Below are 17,446 nucleotides of genomic sequence, written 5' to 3'. Positions count from 1 at the left end.
AGTATTTGTATCTTGTCCATTACAAAATCATTTTTTTGGCAATTTTTATTCTTGTATTTATTTTTAATTGTAGTACTTTGAAACAATTATTTGTCTTTGGGTTACAAAGACTTATTATTATTTATTATATTTATACTATATAAAGTTGTCTTTTAATTACAAAGACATACCCAGTTAATTAAAAAAAAATAAAAATGAAGTACCGAAAAAATGAAATTAATATTCAAATTTCTCCAATATCTCCTTGATTTTACTTATCAGATAATTTCTTTTCTCATAACGTTCAACAATACCCATCTTTTTAGTAAAGGCACTGTCTACCTGTTCGTCATCAAATTTTGCACTAAATTCATATTCGCTAAGAATGTTTCGCAATACATTCTCATCAAGTTCTTCTTCAAGTATTAACTTAGCAATGGCTAATTTCTTCTCTTCTTCCATAAAGTTGTTGAATTCATCTTCAACATTTCCATCCTCTTCATTGATTCTCCCGATATTTTCATCAATAAATTTCTCAATTAAATCTATCTTACTTCTTAGTTTTTCTGTTTCCTTAACTAATTTAAGTATATATTTTTTCTGAGCAGGATACTCCGGAGTCTCTGGAGTCATTTCTTTTAATAATTTTAATATATAATCCACATTGACTTCATCATTTTCTATTAATTCTAATTCGAAATCAATATCATCAAGAATTGATACTTTAGTATGCTCATCATCCTTAAACTCTTCATATATTTCAAAGTATTGACTTTTGAAGTCATCGAAGTCTTGTTCTTCAATATTAACATCGTTAAATGTGAATTCTGTAAAGTTATCTAATTTATTTTTTGTCCTGATAAGTTCTCTGAATCTTAATACAAATTCTCGTTTATCCTTTTCACTAATTAATAATTGTGCATCTTCAACAGTTTTTACCAAATCATATAAACGGTCAAGTTCATCATTAAATTCTTTCACATAATGTTTATAGTCATACATTAGTATTGTCTCTAATGGTGCATCATCAGAGAATAATCTTAATGCCTTATCGGTTTCTTCATGAAGTGAACGGAACACCACAATATTTCCATGTGGTTTTTGTTTCCCGTTTAATCTATTGGTACGGGAGTATGCTTGAAGTAATGTATGATATACCATCTTTTTATCTACATATAATGTGTTTAATGATGGTGAATCAAATCCTGTTAAAAACATATCCTTTACAAGTAACAAGTCAATTGTCTTAGACTTCATATATTCTTCTCTTTTTTTCATCCGTTTAGAAATATCTTTCTGATATTCACTAAATGTATCTGTAGAGAAATTAGTATTGAACATCTTATTATACTCTTGAATATACGCTTCCAGATAATCGCGTTCTGTAAAACCATCAATTAATTCACCATTAGCATCAAAGGTATATATACATGCAATCTTCAATGAGGGATCCTTATTTCTTAGATATTTATAATATTTATGAATAACACTACCTTGACTAACTGTAAGCATTGCATTAAATTTAGCATTATGAGTCTTTGATTTATAACTTTTAATAATATAATCACAAATCATCTCAATTCTATCATCAGCTTCCAATACTTCCTTAGTGTCAATACTAGCCACATCTTCATCAAGTCCCTCACGTCGTTTGGCCGTTGAAAAATAATCAATACTAAAACCCAGTACATTGTTATCTGCAATAGCATCCTTAATTAGATACGAATGAAGTCTTCTGCCAAAAATGTCACTGGTTGTTTTATCACCATTTGCATTAACAGCAAATATAGGTGTACCCGTAAATCCATAAGATAAACAATCCGTGAAGTAATTTTCAATATTATCATGCATAGTACCAAAGTGTGACCTGTGACATTCATCATAGATAAATATTATATGTTTATCCTTAACAGAATTTAATTTACTGGAATCTCTTTTAACAGCATTATTTAATTTCTGAATCGTTGTAACAATTAATTTATCATCACCTGAAAGTTTTCTAATCAATTCATATGTATTACTAACATCTATAATACTACCGGGGGAGAATTTATTAAATTCCTTACTTGTCTGATCATCAAGGTCATTTCTATCTACAACAAATATTACCTTATCTACTGATTTTTCTTTAGAAAGTAATCTGCAAGTCTTAAATGAGGTGAGCGTCTTACCACTACCTGTTGTATGCCAAATATAACCATTTTGCTTATATTCAAGAGCTTGCTTTAATATGGCTTCCACAGCATATTTTTGATATGCCCTAAGTACTATGATTTTCTTTTCATCCTCGTTCAATACCATATACTGTGAAATCATCCTAGCAAGATTACATTTTTCAAGAAAAGTCTCCGTAAAGGGATCTAACTTATATATATTATTATTTTTCTCATCTTTCCAGTAAAATGTTTGATCATAACTAAAGTCAAGAATATTATCTACATTAGCAAAATATTTGGAGTTTATACCATTACTTATGACAAACAATTGAATATAATTAAATAATCCCTTATAAGAATGCTGCCAATATCTTTGTATCTGATTAAATGCTTTTTTAAGCTCCATACCACGACGTTTAAGTTCAATTTGAACAAGAGGAAGACCATTAATTAAAATAGTTACATCATAACGATTTTCATATTTTCCAACCATAGTGATTTGATTAGAAACTTGAAAAATATTCTTACACCATTCCTTCTGATTTAAAAATTTCAAATAAAAAGATTCATCATCACGTTTAATATAATACTTATCCCTTAATTTACGTGATTTTTCAAAAATACTCCCATCATCCAAATAAATAAGAAGTCTATCAAACTCTTCATCAGTTAATTTAACATTATTTAACTTTTCTAATTGTTTTTTAAAATTACTATTAAGATCATCCTCATTATCCAACTTAATATAAGAATAACCATTATTAGTTAATTTTTCAATTAACTTCTGCTCCAATACTGCTTCACTTTCTGTAGACATGAAAAAAATTCCCCTTTTATTATTACTTATATTTATGTAAACAGGATAATATAATTATAAAGATATAAAAATAGAAATTTTTAAATATAAATGTTTTGAAGAAAATTTTTCCACTCCAATTATCTACAGTATAACAAAAAGAAAATGAAAAAATAATATAAAAGAATTGTGAACATATAATTCTCTGTTATAGAAGTTTTTTATTCGATTTATACAATTTAAGTATGGATATACAATTATAATAACAATATCTAATCATAAGAAAATCACAAATCATCTCTAATATCTTCTAACCTGCAGAGCAAATTATAAAAAGTACCATCCTCTACACGATGTTCATACCATCCACCATCAGAATGACGGTCAGCCCTATCAATATAAGTAATAATAGTAACTATCTCAAGAAAATCCAATTTTTTCTCAGATGCTCCTTTAACGTCATGTACTCCATATTTTTCACAAATGATCTTAAAATTAGGAATATTTTCTTTGTCTTCAATACGATAATCATACACCACATTCCTAACATCCCATGCTGCTTTCACGTAAGTATAATCATAACCAATATATCTATGTGTGCTTGCATCAGTATCATACCTTGTTTCATCTACTTTCCATGAAGAATCCTCGCCAGAAACTCTTCTGTCAAATACAGGTTTATATTCTAGAAAAGAATCCAGAATCTCGATTAATTCTTCCTTAGTAAATTCAGTTTTACGGTTATATTCAGGTTCCATATTATAAAATTAACTTACATAACTATTAAGTTTTATCAATTATGACATGTATCTGTTTTTAAATAATATAAAAAAATCCAATCTATTTTTTCCAAAAATTAGTTATATAAACACATTAAACGAAGAATAAAATATTAAAAAATAGGGATGATGATCTTATAAGACCATCCATCTCATAAAAAATAGAAATACCGGATTTAGATACAAAATTGTTATTTAATCCCATTCAAACACTACTGGCAAATGATCACTTAAACTAATCCAGTTCCACTTATCCAAAATTTCAAACTTGTTAGGTAAATCTTCATAAACATTCTTTCCTTTTTCTTTTAATATTGTTTTTTCAATTATTTCCTTATTGGCATATACATAATCAAGATGGAACTGATAATTTAAATGTCTATATAGGAAAAAGGTTTTTTGTTTTTCTTTACCATTTTCTTCATTACTTAACTCATGATATACACTAAATAATCCTTTGTCATTTAATTTCTTATCAAGATTTGTATGATTTTTAGCATTTCCATTATCATCTTTTGCATTATGTTTATGGTCAAATACAGCACTACTATTTAAGTCTCCACATATTATAAGATTTTCATCAAATAATTCTGTATTAGCATCAAAGAAGTCATGAATCATTTCGACATATGGATTTAGTCCTTTTTCTTTATCTTTATCTTGTACCCAAATAGTCAATAGATTGAAGGAATCATTTACTCTAAAGGCCTTAAAGAATTCAAAATTTCCATTAGTTTCCAATTCTATTAAATCAACATTATCCTTAGCAAATATTCCTAAACCTTTATAAGGAAGATTTCCAACCCAATAATGATTATCTCCAAATAAGTCTTGGATTAACTCTTTGTATTCTTTGTAGTCCGGATGTGATTCATCAGGATTTTCACATTCACAGATTACATAAATATCTGCATCTACATATGTTTTTTGATTTTTTTGGGTTATTGAGTTAATTTTTTCTCTAAAACTTCCGTTACAATTCCAACTCATTATTTTCATGGTTTTACCCCCACTTATTTAAAAATATTAGCAATATTTTTATCAGTTTTAATTGATACTATTTTTAATATTAAACCATATTTATATATTTGTAAAAGTTTTAAGCTAATCCACAAGAAAAAATATTCAAATTTTTCAAGTTATTTATTAAATTAAACCAATATATAATTAAAAATATAAATTATAAATATATATAGAAGAAAAAGTGGATTATTACATTAGAATATATTAATTTTGATCCGATGATTTTTCGAATAATTCCTAAAATACAGCCAATATGTTTTAATCAAAATATATAGAAACCGTGTCATGTTAATGTGAAAAATAGTCAGATTCTCCCTTTTCTACTCTTTCTGTTTAGAGATATTATTAAGTAATAGGTCGACTAGTGATTTCTTTAATGAAATTTTATTAGACTACCTATTCACAAATACTTTTTTGTAGCAAATTAAAAATATTGTATTTGATTGTTAAAATCTTAATCAGAGTCTAATTAATAGGTATAAAAATTAATTAAGACTAATTGACTTTAATAAGACTTATAGGAGTTATAATTATTATGAATTAGCCCATGTATTTTATATAAAAATTATTATGATGTAATTAAACCTTTTTATTAATCATATTTACCTAAATGGGAAGTTGTATTCTAATTGATTCCCGTTAATTTTTTTAATGGGATTATTTTCAATATTAACTGTTTATAACCTTTTTTTTGTAAAATTTTTTTTGTGCTACATTTTTTGAATATTAAAATTTGTAGCACAAACTTTTTTCTAAAGGAAAAAATTTTATTCAATTATTTAACGTTTTTATCACCTTGATTTATTTATCTAAATATAATACATTTATGGAAAAAAATTATGGAATTTTTTGCTAACTCCATTGATATACTTCCATAGTTGTCAATACTTCATCTTTTTATAGAACTTATTTAAAAATTATTTATGGATTTTAAGGTGATCATTACCCGTTATATTTTTTAGGTTTTCCTAAATTTAAGGCATAATTTTGGTCATTTTGACCAGAATTACCACAATTTACCCGGATATTCTTACCACTTACAAAATGAATTTTAGAAAAAAATTTTTTCAAAACTATGAATAATTTTTTCTACCGTTATGTAGTTGTTGATGCTTTATTTTTTTATAGAATTTATTTAAAAATTATTTATGGATTTTTAAGTGATAATTACCTGTTATTTTTTTTTAGGTTTTCCTAAATTTAAGGAATAATCTTGGTAATTTTAACTAGAATTACCACAATTTACCCGGATATTCTTACCACTTACAAATAGCATTTTAGAAAAAAATTTTTTTCAAAACAATGAATAATTTTTTTCTACCGTTATGATTTATCTCATCAGAAAAATCATACGATTAACTGTTGAAAATCCTTTATTTTTTCAACAAAAAGTTATTAATAATATAAAATCATCAAAAAAACTGTTAATAACTTTAAATTTACAAAAATATTGAATTCTCTAATAAAAAAGGTGATTACTATAAAAAACATTAACGTAAGAATAACAGAGACTCAAGAACAAAAAATAAAACAATCAGGACTTAACACTTCAGAGTATGTCAGAAAATGTATAGATTTCTATGATTTACGCAGAGAAAATGCCTATAGATATTCAAGACTTAGTGCCATAGAAGAATGTATTGAATCACTTAAAACAATTAAAAAAGAGGAAAGTGAAAAGATAGTCACTGAGACTCCTCTTTACAAAATTGATGAAAACGTAAAGAAAAATGATGAAAAAAAGTTTTACAAATGTAATGAAAATGTAAAGAATCTTCACAAAAATGATGCAAATGCTTTACGGGATGTAATGCAATTTAATGAAGAAAAACTTTACAATGATGAGGAAAATGTAAAGAAAATGTGTGATGATGAATATTATGTATATTATGGAAAATACACTTCACTTTTGTCTAAAATGCTAAATCTGCATAACGTAATACCTCAAGATACCCGTACGATGATAACAAGTCAAACTGCAACAACTAAGCGAGAATTTGATGAGTATATCAGGAAATATCGTGATGAAATCAAAGAACAGGAGTACAATTTTGACAGGGTTAAAGTTCCGAATAAACATATACTTAGAATAAGTAAAAATAATTCTTTACAAAAATTGTAAAGATGTAAAACATTAAAAAGTGAATTATATCCTTGATATCTTTTATAATATAATAAATAATTATAATATTATATTATATATATTATGAAGTATAGTATTGAAAACTTAATGCTATACTTTTATAACTATCCTTTTTTTAAAATAGTAAAAAAATCATATTTTTGTCGGCCCCCTGGTAAATAAAAAAAAGCTGAAGAGTATATATTTGGCTCTGTAGAAATCCCTATTTTTGTACAATTTGAATTGATTGGTAAATGGTATAAAACACATTTTTCATTTTTGTTTCTTTTATTTGTAAATTAGTGCTTCTACTGTTGTTTATTCCACTAAATTTTCTTTTTTCAACACTATTTACTCCTTCAACTTGGTTTCTGAATCTATATACCCGAGGTCTGAATATCACTCTACATTTGCTTCTATATGTACCACGTTTTTGTCTTGTTTTTACTGGTATCTCTGGTAATGCAGTTGTTTCTTCAATAATTGTTTGTTTAATAATTTCTGTATCATATGCCTTATCTGCTAATATGTATTGGTTTATAACATCGTATTGCTCGTATTGCACTTATTGCAAAGTTTATATCATATTTTGGTCCTTTTGTAGCATTGTGATGTCTTATTAACATATATTTTGAATCCACTGTAATGTGATTTTTGATATAACTTCGACGTGTTTTTTTAGTTCTGTTGTTGTAATATATATCTGAATAGGAATTAGTGAATCCTGTTCCATCTAAACTGAAATAACATTCATATAGTGGGAACTGTTGTAAAAGTAATGTGTTAATTTGATTTAATTTTTTAACTGGTAGTTTTTTGAAGAATTTTTGGATAGTTGTATAATGAGGTATTGTTTTAAGATTTAAAGCCTTTTGTAATTTTGTAGATACATTTAAATTTTCTATTATGTTCCTATAATCATATTTATTGTATGTTTTGTATGCTAAAATTGCAAATAATTGTGGTTGTGTGTATTTTTGTTTAGAATATTGTGAAGAATACTTTTTAAATGTTAGTTTAGCATAATTATATGCTGTTAAAACAAAATCCAACATCCTATTGCCAGTTAAATCGACTTTTCAATTTTTGATAATTGAACTAACGAAGGGGTTTTATGTCTTGGCATTTCAAAATCGAAAAGTTTAAGTTGTCTAGAATTCATATACTTATTTATAGAATAGATATTTTCAGTTTGCATAATAATATCTATTCTATTTTTACTATAAATACTTATTCTTTAGTGTATTACTACTATAACGATAATTATTCTATAAAATCAAAAAAAGAAAAAATAAAATTATTAACTCATAAATTATTTTAGAATTAATTTTTCAATATAATCTTGCTCTTCTTGAGTTAAATTATATTTTTCATATAATTGTTCACTTACTGATCCATTCCAATCAATATCAGAAGATTCTGTGAAATCTTGCATAGGAACAAAAGTATAAACTCTTTTAGGGGCATCTTGAGTTGTTTTATTTATACCAACTAACAATTTGAAAAGTTTGGTTTCCATATATTTTAATGCATTTTGTGCTTCTATTTCACTTTCAAAAGGACCTACTTGTAAAAATGTTTCAGTACATAATTGTCCCGGTTTTCCAATTTCAGGAGTAGGTCGATTATCCTGCCCTAATTTTCCATTTCCATATGTACGATTAACAAACAACTTATATTTATCCAATCCTTCTTTTTTAGGTAGTGGATAATTTTTAGGTACATATTTATAAACTCGTTTATTATTTTCAAGACCATATATAGCTAAATCATTTGAATTAACTTTATCTTCTAAAATTTCAGGTAAATCATATTTTTTAGGATTTTTAAAGAAATCTCCTCTAAGACCATAAGGTTTGAGACTTGATATAATAGTATCAAATGCTTCAAAATCATTATCAATTATTTTATGAGCTATTGAAATAATTCTTTCATCTCTGATGTAAATTTCGCCTAAATCATGTAAATATCTAGTAGAATGTTGTATTCCTTCATCACTATGATACACAATTTCACACGGTTTTTCTTCATTTTCACTTCTTAAGAAATAACAGATTCCTCCTTTTATTTCAACAGTATGAAAAATGTCTTTAGAATCCACATAATCAAATAATTTTATTATATGTTTATCATGAATCATATCTTGCCTAAAATCATCTAAACCTTTACCTGAAGTATACCATCTAGCAGGAATAATTAATGATACATAATTTGGATGTAATTTTTTAGATACATTAACAAAATATGGGTATATATTTTTAGCACTAGCATTAGCACCACCATCCATCTCTTGATAAGGTGGATTTCCAACAATTGCATTAAATTTCATTTTATCAACCCCTTTAATATTCCAGTAACTTGGTTTTGAAAGTTTTTTAATAAGAAGATTATCTTTATTTTCAAATTGATTTATCATATCATCAAAATAATGTGCATTAAATTTCGATTCTCTAAAACCTAATAATGTCCGTTTAGCTATAGATTTAGCCATTGGAGTTTTAGAAATGATAAAAATATTATTTTTTATAACATCTAACCAAATAAACTGTTGTTCATCTAATGATAATTCATTATTATAAGAAGTAACTTTATTTTTATAAATACTATATGCAACATATAATTGATATAAACCTGTTTTTGAATTAATTTCTAAAATTTGGCTTTTATCATTAAATACTTCAGAAGTAACATCATCATGACTAATATAACGTGGTTTATCTAAAATACCTTCTTTTACATCAAATGTATCATCATAAAAACACCATCCACCTAAACAATCACTTAAATGCATATTTACTACACGCCATGGTGTTAAGACTGTTTCTTTATCGGGATTTTTGAAACATGAGTGTAATTTTGTAATTTTTCTAATACGATCTTCAACAGACAAGTTATCAGAATCTTTAATTATATGTCTTATTTTATTTCCTGCCGCAACAAATACTTCTTCATCATAATATTTGATAAATTTTTCAAAAAGTTCTCTGTCGACACCTTGAGGCATAAACTCTTCCCAAGATTTTTGATCAACAATGTTTTCATTTAAAAAGTCTCTAAGTTTAAAATCTTGAGTAATAGGAATATCAGCACCGAATATTAACAAAGGCATTCTAATTGAAATAGCTCTTAAAGTTGAAATAGCTGTTCGTTTTTGTTTTCTTAATTCTTTAAGTCGTTTTAATTCAACTTCTTCTTCAAGTGTCCTTTGTTTTTTTGGTTTTTTCTGTATTTGTTCAAGCTTTTCCCTTTCTTCATCTGTAAATCCTTGATCATTAATCACAATATTTTTAGGTGTTGTTTGTGCTTTAGAACTTCCAATAATTTCTTTAAGTTTTTCGAATTCATCTAAATCCATATCTGTTAAACTCATGAGATTATCGTTGTATAAACTTGTATCATCAAAACCATTTTGCACTGCCTTATCTGCATATGCTCTTTTAAGTTGTTGAAGCATATTACTTACATTATATGGTTTCATCCCAGTATTATCTATTGAAATAACCGGACAATAATTTAAAAATTTCCCAAGTGCATTTTTTTGCTTATCATATGTTTTACCTGCTTTTGTAGAAAGTTGAACAGCTTCAGCAATAACTTTTAAAGTTCTATCCGGTGCAAAATCAAAAACATAACAATCAGTTTTCATTTTTCCAAATTTATTACAAGGAGACTGGGCTCTAAAAATAGTTTGAAGGTAATTAGATGCACTAATAGAATAAGATCCTGATAAATACATGACAGATGTCCATTCTTTAACAGTTACTCCAGTTGTTAATCTTCCACAAGATAATGTTATTGTGTAACCCTCTTCCCCCGCTTTATCAATAGCTTCTTTAACGTCTTTTAAAGCTTCGATATTATGTACTTCCTCATCTCCCTCACCAGCAACATTCACAATTTCAAATGCACTGAAGACAGGATGATTTCTTAATAATTTACTAAATGCTTTAGCTTCAGCAACTCCCGGAAGCAACCAAAATGAATGTTTAAATAACTTTCGATATTCTTCACTAGCGAAAGGATAATTATTATTTTCATTTTCTCGAGATATTAAATTTAAAAAACTTTTAACATCATCTTCATGAACAAAATCTCCTTCTTCTTTATCCGAAGGCATTACTTTAAAATCTTGTTCAATATTTCCAGTCCATGTTCTGAAGAATTCCTTAAAGTTAAATGCTTTATCCTCTATATCATCGTACTGATTATTATTTAGCATTTCTCCTAAATCATATGTGAAGATGTGCATTTTGGGTAATTCTTCATAAGGGTTAGAATCACCACAATGGAGTCTATCCCAATTATCTTTAGCTTCTTGTTCCATCACATAATCCCAAGTATAGATGTCTAAATCATCATATTGATCAAGAATATTAAATGGAGTTCCAGATAATTCTAAAACTTTTGTTCTTTTTTTAATTATTGTATCTTTAACATTTTGACCTAAGTCAGTTTGTGTTCCTTCATGTGCTTCATCAATAATAACAAAGTCCCAATCTAAATTGAAAATTTCATCATTTTTATCAAAAATTCCTCCAACCTTTTTAGATCCCCTTAAATCTTGAATAGAAGCAAAATATACAAAATTTTTTCCGGAATTTAATAATTTTGATAATGAGTAACCAGATTGTTTAGAACCATATTTATAATTGTCTTTATCATAAAAAATTTTATTAAAATCTTCATACCAACCTTTATCCACAACAGGTCTATGAGTTATAATAATACTTCTTTTGAATTTTTTACGTTTAATAACTTCTAAAGCAGTTAATGTTTTACCAAAACGCATTTTAGCATTCCATAACATGCGATTTTGTTTTTTAAATCGTTCAATAGTTTGTTCAATAGCTGTTTCTTGTTCTGGCCTGAATATTATGGGAGTATAACCTTTCATAGTAGTTGTACCCGAAAGATTATCTTCATTTTCTTTTTTTGCTTTGATAGCTAGTTTAGCTGTCTCAAGGTCTACTTCAAACCATTCATTAGCTCTACCCACTGATTTTTTTGGAATTCCTGAATTTTCTAAAATTTTGTGGACATCATAATCCCTAAATGCTTCGGATATTAAGACCCCTTCTTTATTGTAAGTTATGATAGCTAATTCTGTGTGTAAAAGATTATATTTTATATCAGCTGTTTTTGTATAACTATCTATTCTTTTTTTAGCTTCAACATTTAACTCATGACAATTAGGAGGTAATTGGTCAGGAGTTTTATTAGTACTAATACTTGTATCACCTATTTTCAATCGCCCTTTATGAAATTCATCATTTATAGTGAAAATATAAATAATTTTATAACTAAAAGTATCCACAAATTCATTAGAATTAATCATCATATTTCCCCCTTATTGATTAAATCAATAAATTTAATTGTTTTTCCAGTTTCCCAATCTTTAATTTTAGAATATACTCCATTATGTTGATCAACATAATCTTTTTTACAACCAATACATTGAGTTTCTTCTACTTCCTTTCCAAATAATGTGACAATAATCTTTTTTTCAGTTTGACAAGAATATGGAACCACATATTTTAAACCATCCATTTGAAAAATATTCCAAGAAATTATATTCGCTATTTCATATATCAAATCAAAATCGGGATTCTTATCAAATTTTTGATTAAAATAATCTATAAAAGTAAATAAAATATTTTCTCTTGCTAAAAGTAGGTTATCTCCTTGAAATTCATAAGCATAAATATTCTCAATAGATTTTTTAGCCCAATACAACCAATCAATTTGATTATCAGTATTTTCAGAAACAATCCTTAATTTTCTGTCTAAAAGACCAATTCTATCTTTTATATTAATGTAATTTCCTGTTACTGTGTCATATCTACTTACAATATATGGTGCTTCACCACATGTAATTTCTAATCTAATATCCATTATATAATCTTGCCATCTCTTTCCTTTTGGAAATTTAATTTTGTTAGTATTTGTTTCCCATTTATTCCCATTTTCCTGATTAAATACATATTTATAATTAAACCATTTTTCATCAATTAAATTATTCTGTTTATTGCAAATCCATGAAGGAGTAAAAACTTCCCCATTATCACGACTTCTTGAAGTTTGTTGATTATCTGTTTTTTTAATTCTTGGTTTAATAATATATCCATTATCACCAGTAATTAATTTAGAAAAGATTCTTGAAGTTTTTTCATAACCTTTACCATAACGTTTATAATCATCTGTTGCCCAAATGATATTTTTATTGGAGGAATGGTCTTTTAAAAGAATTGTCAATAATTTAGGATAATAATCTTTTAAAACTTTTTCTTTTATATCAATTCCTAGTATATTCATTTTATCCCCCGGAATAAATAATTAATAAATAATTACTATACAAATTTATGTTTGTTGGACATCCATTATAATGTTTATCATGCATATTTTCAAAATAATACAACTTAGAGACCCTGCAACAATTATGATTTGAGAGTATGTTCTAGACAATTCAAGTCTTGTTGGTGTCTCTTATATGAATTATTATATTTTTTATATTCCTATTTGATTATCTTTTTGTTGAAGTTCTATGTTGTGTATTTTTCATATGTTTAGGATTATTACCATTAAATTTCTGTTTTTGCAAATCTAGTCCTTTTAGATAGTATTGTCTGTATTTTAGTGTTTTTTTCTTGTAGTGAATCGTGGTTCCACCTTTAGCATTCAATCTTTGTTTTTTCAGTCATTTGATGTTGTATTCATTTCTGTGTTTAAATTCTCAGGAAGTTCAATATCTATTACATAGAATAATTTTAATATTTTGAGAACAAGATTTTTTATTAAAATTAAACATATAATATAATATTCATTAATAATGTAAGGAGTTGTAATTTTGCAGGTTCAAGAATTTTATTTTAAAAATTTTATTAGTCAACAAATTAATATGAACATACCCCTTTATCAAAGAGAATACAGTTGGAGTAAAGAAGAATGTAAAGAATTATTTAATGACATAATGGAAATCGGAGCTAATGATGATAGGCAAAGTTATTTTATTGGGTCTATTGTTTATAAAGTCGAAGACAATGGTGTCATTGGTTCTATTTCTGATTTAGATATTATTGATGGACAACAACGTATAACAACACTAACCTTATTATTATGTAGTTTTTGTAAAAAATATAAAGAAATTAATAAAAATTATGCTATGGGGGTTTTTAATAATAATATTATTAATAATAACATGGAAAAGACTAAAAAACTTTATTTGCGTGAAAAAGATGATGTGACATTAGATAAAATCATATCTTCAATATTTTCAGATAAGAAATTGGATTTTGATGATAATGACTCCATAAATATTCAAGAAAACTACAAATATTTTAATAAACTTTTATCTAATGAGGATATGGAAATTTTTTGGAAAGGTTTTAATAAATTAATTTTCATTTCAGTTCGTTTGCAAAGAGAGGATAAACCACAATCAATTTTTGAAAGTTTAAATTCTACTGGAAAAAAACTTACAAATAGTGACTTGATTCGTAACTATGTTCTTATGGATTCTAAAGATCAAAAAACTCTTTATAATGATTATTGGAAAAATATCGAATCTATTTTTAGCGATATTGATGAAAAAGACTTTGATTTATTTTTTAGTTCATATTTAATGTCAAAACTAAATAATCCTATTAATTCCGATATTTATAAGGAATTTAAACATTATGCAAATCTTAAGTATGGAGATAATATTAAATTACTAGTTAAAGATATTCATAGTAATGCAGAATACTATAATAATATGTTTTATGGAAATGAAAAAGATGAAGATCTTAAAAGAGTATTTGACAGTCTTCGAAGTCTAAATAATACAGTTGTATATAGATTTTTATTAAGTGTTTATGATGATTATGTCAATCCAGAAATAAATTTAACTAAAGAAGACTTCATTCAAATTACTAAATATATTGAAAGTTATGTTCTACGAAGATATGTTTGTAGTTTAAATACAAATGCTATGGGATCAGTATTTTTAATACTTCATAAATCCATAGATAAGGAGGATTATCTTAATTCATTTATTGTAAATCTTCTACAATATCCGAAAAATGATAATAAACGATTCCCAAAAGATGAAGAGTTTAAAGAATCATGTAAAACCAAAAAGATTTACAATAAAAATGGAAGACACATGCTATATAAACTAGAAAATTATCATAATAAAGAAATTGTAATTGTGGAAAATTGTACTATAGAACACATAATGCCACAAAACTTAAATAGTCAATGGAAGGAATGTTTAGGTGAAAACTATAAAGAAATTCATGAAACATATTTAAATACAATAGGAAATTTAACTTTAACAGCTAGAAATTCAGAAATGGGCAATAAAACATTTGATGAAAAATTAAATATGGAAGAGGGTTTTAAAGATTCTAAATTACATTTAAATAAATATTTATCAAATCTAACTTCATGGAACGAAAAAGAGATAAATAATCGTGCAGACATATTATTCAACGAAATCAAATCAATTTGGGAATATCCATTAGTTACATCAGAAATAGAAAAGAAATTAGAAGAAATTAAAGAAATAAAAACAGGAATGGTATATACAATTAATGATCACAAACATTTGGAAGAACATACACATTCTCGAAAATTATATAACATATTATCAGATATGATTTTAGATATAGATGAAAATGTTATTCAAATATTTAACAAACAATATATCGTATTCAAAACAACTAAAAATTTTACGGAAATAGATCCTCAAAAGCAAGGATTAAAATTATACTTAGATATTGGAATAGATAAAATAAAGGACCCTAAAGGATTATGTAATGATTTAACTGATATAGGACATTATGGTACTGGCAATACTATGGTATATCTTAAAAAAGAAGATGATATTAATTATGTTTATAAATTAATTAAACAGGCATATGATACAACTCAAAAAATAAAAAGAGATGACAATTAGTTAATCTGATTCTTGCTTTTTTATTTTAGAAAACAAGGCGTTATGAAAGATATATTTTGTTTAAATATTTTGAAAATAAATTAGGTTTTTTTCTTTATATTAGGGGAAAGGGTGCACAATTATTATATTTTTCCATTTTTTTTCTACAATTTAATTGGTTATTTTTTCTATAAAAATCTTACTACGTTTTGTATTATTTATAATTTTATAATCAAACTTTAATAAAATTTTTACGTTTTTGTTAAATATATTTATATATTGGGTTGTAATAGATATTATATAGTAAAATATAGATATTGGTAAATTTTTTATGATTTTGAAAGAAGAGATTATAATCAAACATTTTATTTTACCTTTGGATAACGTACAATAATTCATGATAATTATATATGTAAAAATGGATTAATAATAGCAGTTGACACTCAACAGAGGAATCAATCAAAACAACTCATATCCTGATTGAAAAATCATAAGATATATACATACAAAAAGCACTAAACATAGCACCAGAAGAATTCCATGAACAATGCTCTGATATAGAGTACTATCAGATTTTGGATATTACAACTAGGACAAGATAAAAAGCATAAAATCAAAGAAAAAAAATAACGCTTTACCTGCCTGATAAATGATTAGCATCAGCAAAATATAAACTGTGAAGATCCAGTGACCGAAAAAAGAACAACAAAAAAAGATTGGAAAAATTACATGACCGGAATGAGAAAAATAATTGTTATGTCCCAAAGGACAAATACTCAAACAAAAAAAGATATACCACCTGAAAACTAGACAATATAATTTACTATGGAGTTAACTGTTCCAATTGTCCATCCAAAGACAAATACATATCAACTAAAATGACCCCAAAGTAATAACAGATTACATAAATGATTCAACCATGAAACTAAAACACCGCAAGCACACACCAGAAGCACGAGAAAAATACAAAGACAGGATGCCAAATGTAGAACCAAGATTCACATACTATAAATATACACTAAAATACAGATTATATCACGTAAAAGGCATAAAAAGTTCAAAAACAGAACAATTGCTATGGCAACAACCCAAAACATGATAAAATACACAACATAAAAGAAACACAATATTCATAGAGGATAAAATTAAAAATACAAAAAAATAGATAATATGAATATATCAATGTTAACTATGACCAAAGTGACAACTACAATTAACTTTCAAAAAATAATTGTCACCCCTCTATGATTATTCTATTAATCCTATATATTTTAATATTTCATCAGTATCATCTAGAAGAATTGTTGTTTTTTCATATGATTCTTCTATTACTTCTGATAGTTCTTCTATTTCTTCCCAGAATTGATTTATTTCTTCAATTCCATATTTTTTTATTAAGTCTTTGATTACATATACACAGATATAAATATCATCAATATATCCATAGGGACCATATTCTGATTCCGGTATAACATCTAATGGTACTACATAGTATGATATTGCAGCATTGATTTTCATCTTATCTTCAGAATCTAGTTCTTTATTATAATTCATCAGTAAGTTTGACAATAGTTTATATAATTTTGGTCCATTGTCTATAAATGAAGCGTATTGACCGTTGTATGAGTCTAAGTTTTCTGTTAGTGCATCGTAAAATTCTTTAAATATTTTTGGCAT

Annotated in this window: 12 protein-coding genes; 4 read left to right on the top strand and 8 right to left on the bottom strand. The window is 25.9% G+C overall.

All coding sequences use genetic code 11. The features are described 5' to 3' along the window. Positions 1-216: 216 nt before the first annotated feature. The 3 genes from AW729_RS01600 to AW729_RS01590 all read right to left on the bottom strand — a co-directional run bounded on the left by AW729_RS01600 (position 217) and on the right by AW729_RS01590 (position 4,709). Complete coding sequence (locus AW729_RS01600) at positions 217-2,952, bottom strand: type I restriction endonuclease subunit R (protein WP_112123439.1); 2,736 nt, start codon at positions 2,950-2,952, stop codon at positions 217-219. A 266-nt stretch (positions 2,953-3,218) separates the two neighbouring features. Then, positions 3,219-3,689 (bottom strand): DUF6508 domain-containing protein, encoded by a 471-nt coding sequence (locus AW729_RS01595; RefSeq protein WP_112123438.1) that lies wholly within the window; start codon positions 3,687-3,689, stop codon positions 3,219-3,221. Positions 3,690-3,905: 216 nt separating this feature from the next. Next, positions 3,906-4,709, bottom strand: coding sequence for an endonuclease/exonuclease/phosphatase family protein (locus tag AW729_RS01590; protein ID WP_112123437.1), 804 nt, complete (start codon positions 4,707-4,709; stop codon positions 3,906-3,908). A 1,495-nt stretch (positions 4,710-6,204) separates the two neighbouring features. Between AW729_RS01590 and AW729_RS01585 the strand changes: the two genes are divergently transcribed. Then, positions 6,205-6,855, top strand: coding sequence for a hypothetical protein (locus tag AW729_RS01585; protein WP_112123436.1), 651 nt, complete (start codon positions 6,205-6,207; stop codon positions 6,853-6,855). A gap of 223 nt (positions 6,856-7,078) precedes the next feature. Here AW729_RS01585 and AW729_RS01580 read toward each other — a convergent pair whose 3' ends face one another. The 4 genes from AW729_RS01580 to AW729_RS01565 form a co-directional block, all read right to left on the bottom strand. Further along, the gene (locus AW729_RS01580; RefSeq protein WP_112123435.1) at positions 7,079-7,420 is read right to left on the bottom strand and encodes a transposase; all 342 of its coding nucleotides are present in this window, start codon (positions 7,418-7,420) and stop codon (positions 7,079-7,081) included. Continuing rightward, complete coding sequence (locus tag AW729_RS01575; protein ID WP_162685726.1) at positions 7,371-7,907, bottom strand: transposase; 537 nt, start codon at positions 7,905-7,907, stop codon at positions 7,371-7,373. The genes AW729_RS01580 and AW729_RS01575 overlap by 50 nt, the downstream gene beginning before the upstream one ends. 260 nt (positions 7,908-8,167) lie before the next feature. Beyond that, positions 8,168-12,190 carry an Eco57I restriction-modification methylase domain-containing protein gene (locus AW729_RS01570; protein ID WP_112123433.1) on the bottom strand — a complete coding sequence of 1,341 codons (4,023 nt, stop codon included), beginning with the start codon at positions 12,188-12,190 and terminating at the stop codon, positions 8,168-8,170. Then, complete coding sequence (locus AW729_RS01565; protein WP_112123432.1) at positions 12,190-13,167, bottom strand: restriction endonuclease subunit M; 978 nt, start codon at positions 13,165-13,167, stop codon at positions 12,190-12,192. The genes AW729_RS01570 and AW729_RS01565 overlap by 1 nt, the downstream gene beginning before the upstream one ends. 532 nt (positions 13,168-13,699) lie before the next feature. On the opposite strand from AW729_RS01565, the gene AW729_RS01560 reads away from it, so the two are divergent. The 3 genes from AW729_RS01560 (at position 13,700) to AW729_RS01555 (ending at position 16,868) form a co-directional block, all read left to right on the top strand. After that, positions 13,700-15,790, top strand: coding sequence for a DUF262 domain-containing protein (locus AW729_RS01560; protein ID WP_112123431.1), 2,091 nt, complete (start codon positions 13,700-13,702; stop codon positions 15,788-15,790). Positions 15,791-16,456: 666 nt separating this feature from the next. Next, positions 16,457-16,579 carry a hypothetical protein gene (locus tag AW729_RS11615; protein ID WP_257791405.1) on the top strand — a complete coding sequence of 41 codons (123 nt, stop codon included), beginning with the start codon at positions 16,457-16,459 and terminating at the stop codon, positions 16,577-16,579. A gap of 82 nt (positions 16,580-16,661) precedes the next feature. Beyond that, positions 16,662-16,868 (top strand): transposase, encoded by a 207-nt coding sequence (locus AW729_RS01555; protein WP_394339577.1) that lies wholly within the window; start codon positions 16,662-16,664, stop codon positions 16,866-16,868. Between the two features lie 149 nt (positions 16,869-17,017). Here the strand turns inward: AW729_RS01555 and AW729_RS01550 are convergent, their stop codons facing one another. Then, positions 17,018-17,446, bottom strand: coding sequence for a YkvA family protein (locus AW729_RS01550; protein WP_112123429.1), 429 nt, complete (start codon positions 17,444-17,446; stop codon positions 17,018-17,020).

Source organism: Methanosphaera sp. BMS (assembly GCF_003268005.1).
Lineage (GTDB): Archaea > Methanobacteriota > Methanobacteria > Methanobacteriales > Methanobacteriaceae > Methanosphaera.
Note: the sequence above shows the minus strand (reverse complement) of the source record. Positions and strands in the feature narration are given on the sequence as shown.

What these genes read in the sequence shown, in the direction of transcription:
- AW729_RS01600 (WP_112123439.1), bottom strand. Translation starts at nt 2,952, where the DNA reads ATGTCTACAGAAAGTGAAGCAGTATTGGAGCAGAAGTTAATTGAAAAA.
- AW729_RS01595 (WP_112123438.1), bottom strand. Translation starts at nt 3,689, where the DNA reads ATGGAACCTGAATATAACCGTAAAACTGAATTTACTAAGGAAGAATTA.
- AW729_RS01590 (WP_112123437.1), bottom strand. Translation starts at nt 4,709, where the DNA reads ATGAAAATAATGAGTTGGAATTGTAACGGAAGTTTTAGAGAAAAAATT.
- AW729_RS01570 (WP_112123433.1), bottom strand. Translation starts at nt 12,190, where the DNA reads ATGATTAATTCTAATGAATTTGTGGATACTTTTAGTTATAAAATTATT.
- AW729_RS01565 (WP_112123432.1), bottom strand. Translation starts at nt 13,167, where the DNA reads ATGAATATACTAGGAATTGATATAAAAGAAAAAGTTTTAAAAGATTAT.
- AW729_RS01550 (WP_112123429.1), bottom strand. Translation starts at nt 17,446, where the DNA reads ATGCCAAAAATATTTAAAGAATTTTACGATGCACTAACAGAAAACTTA.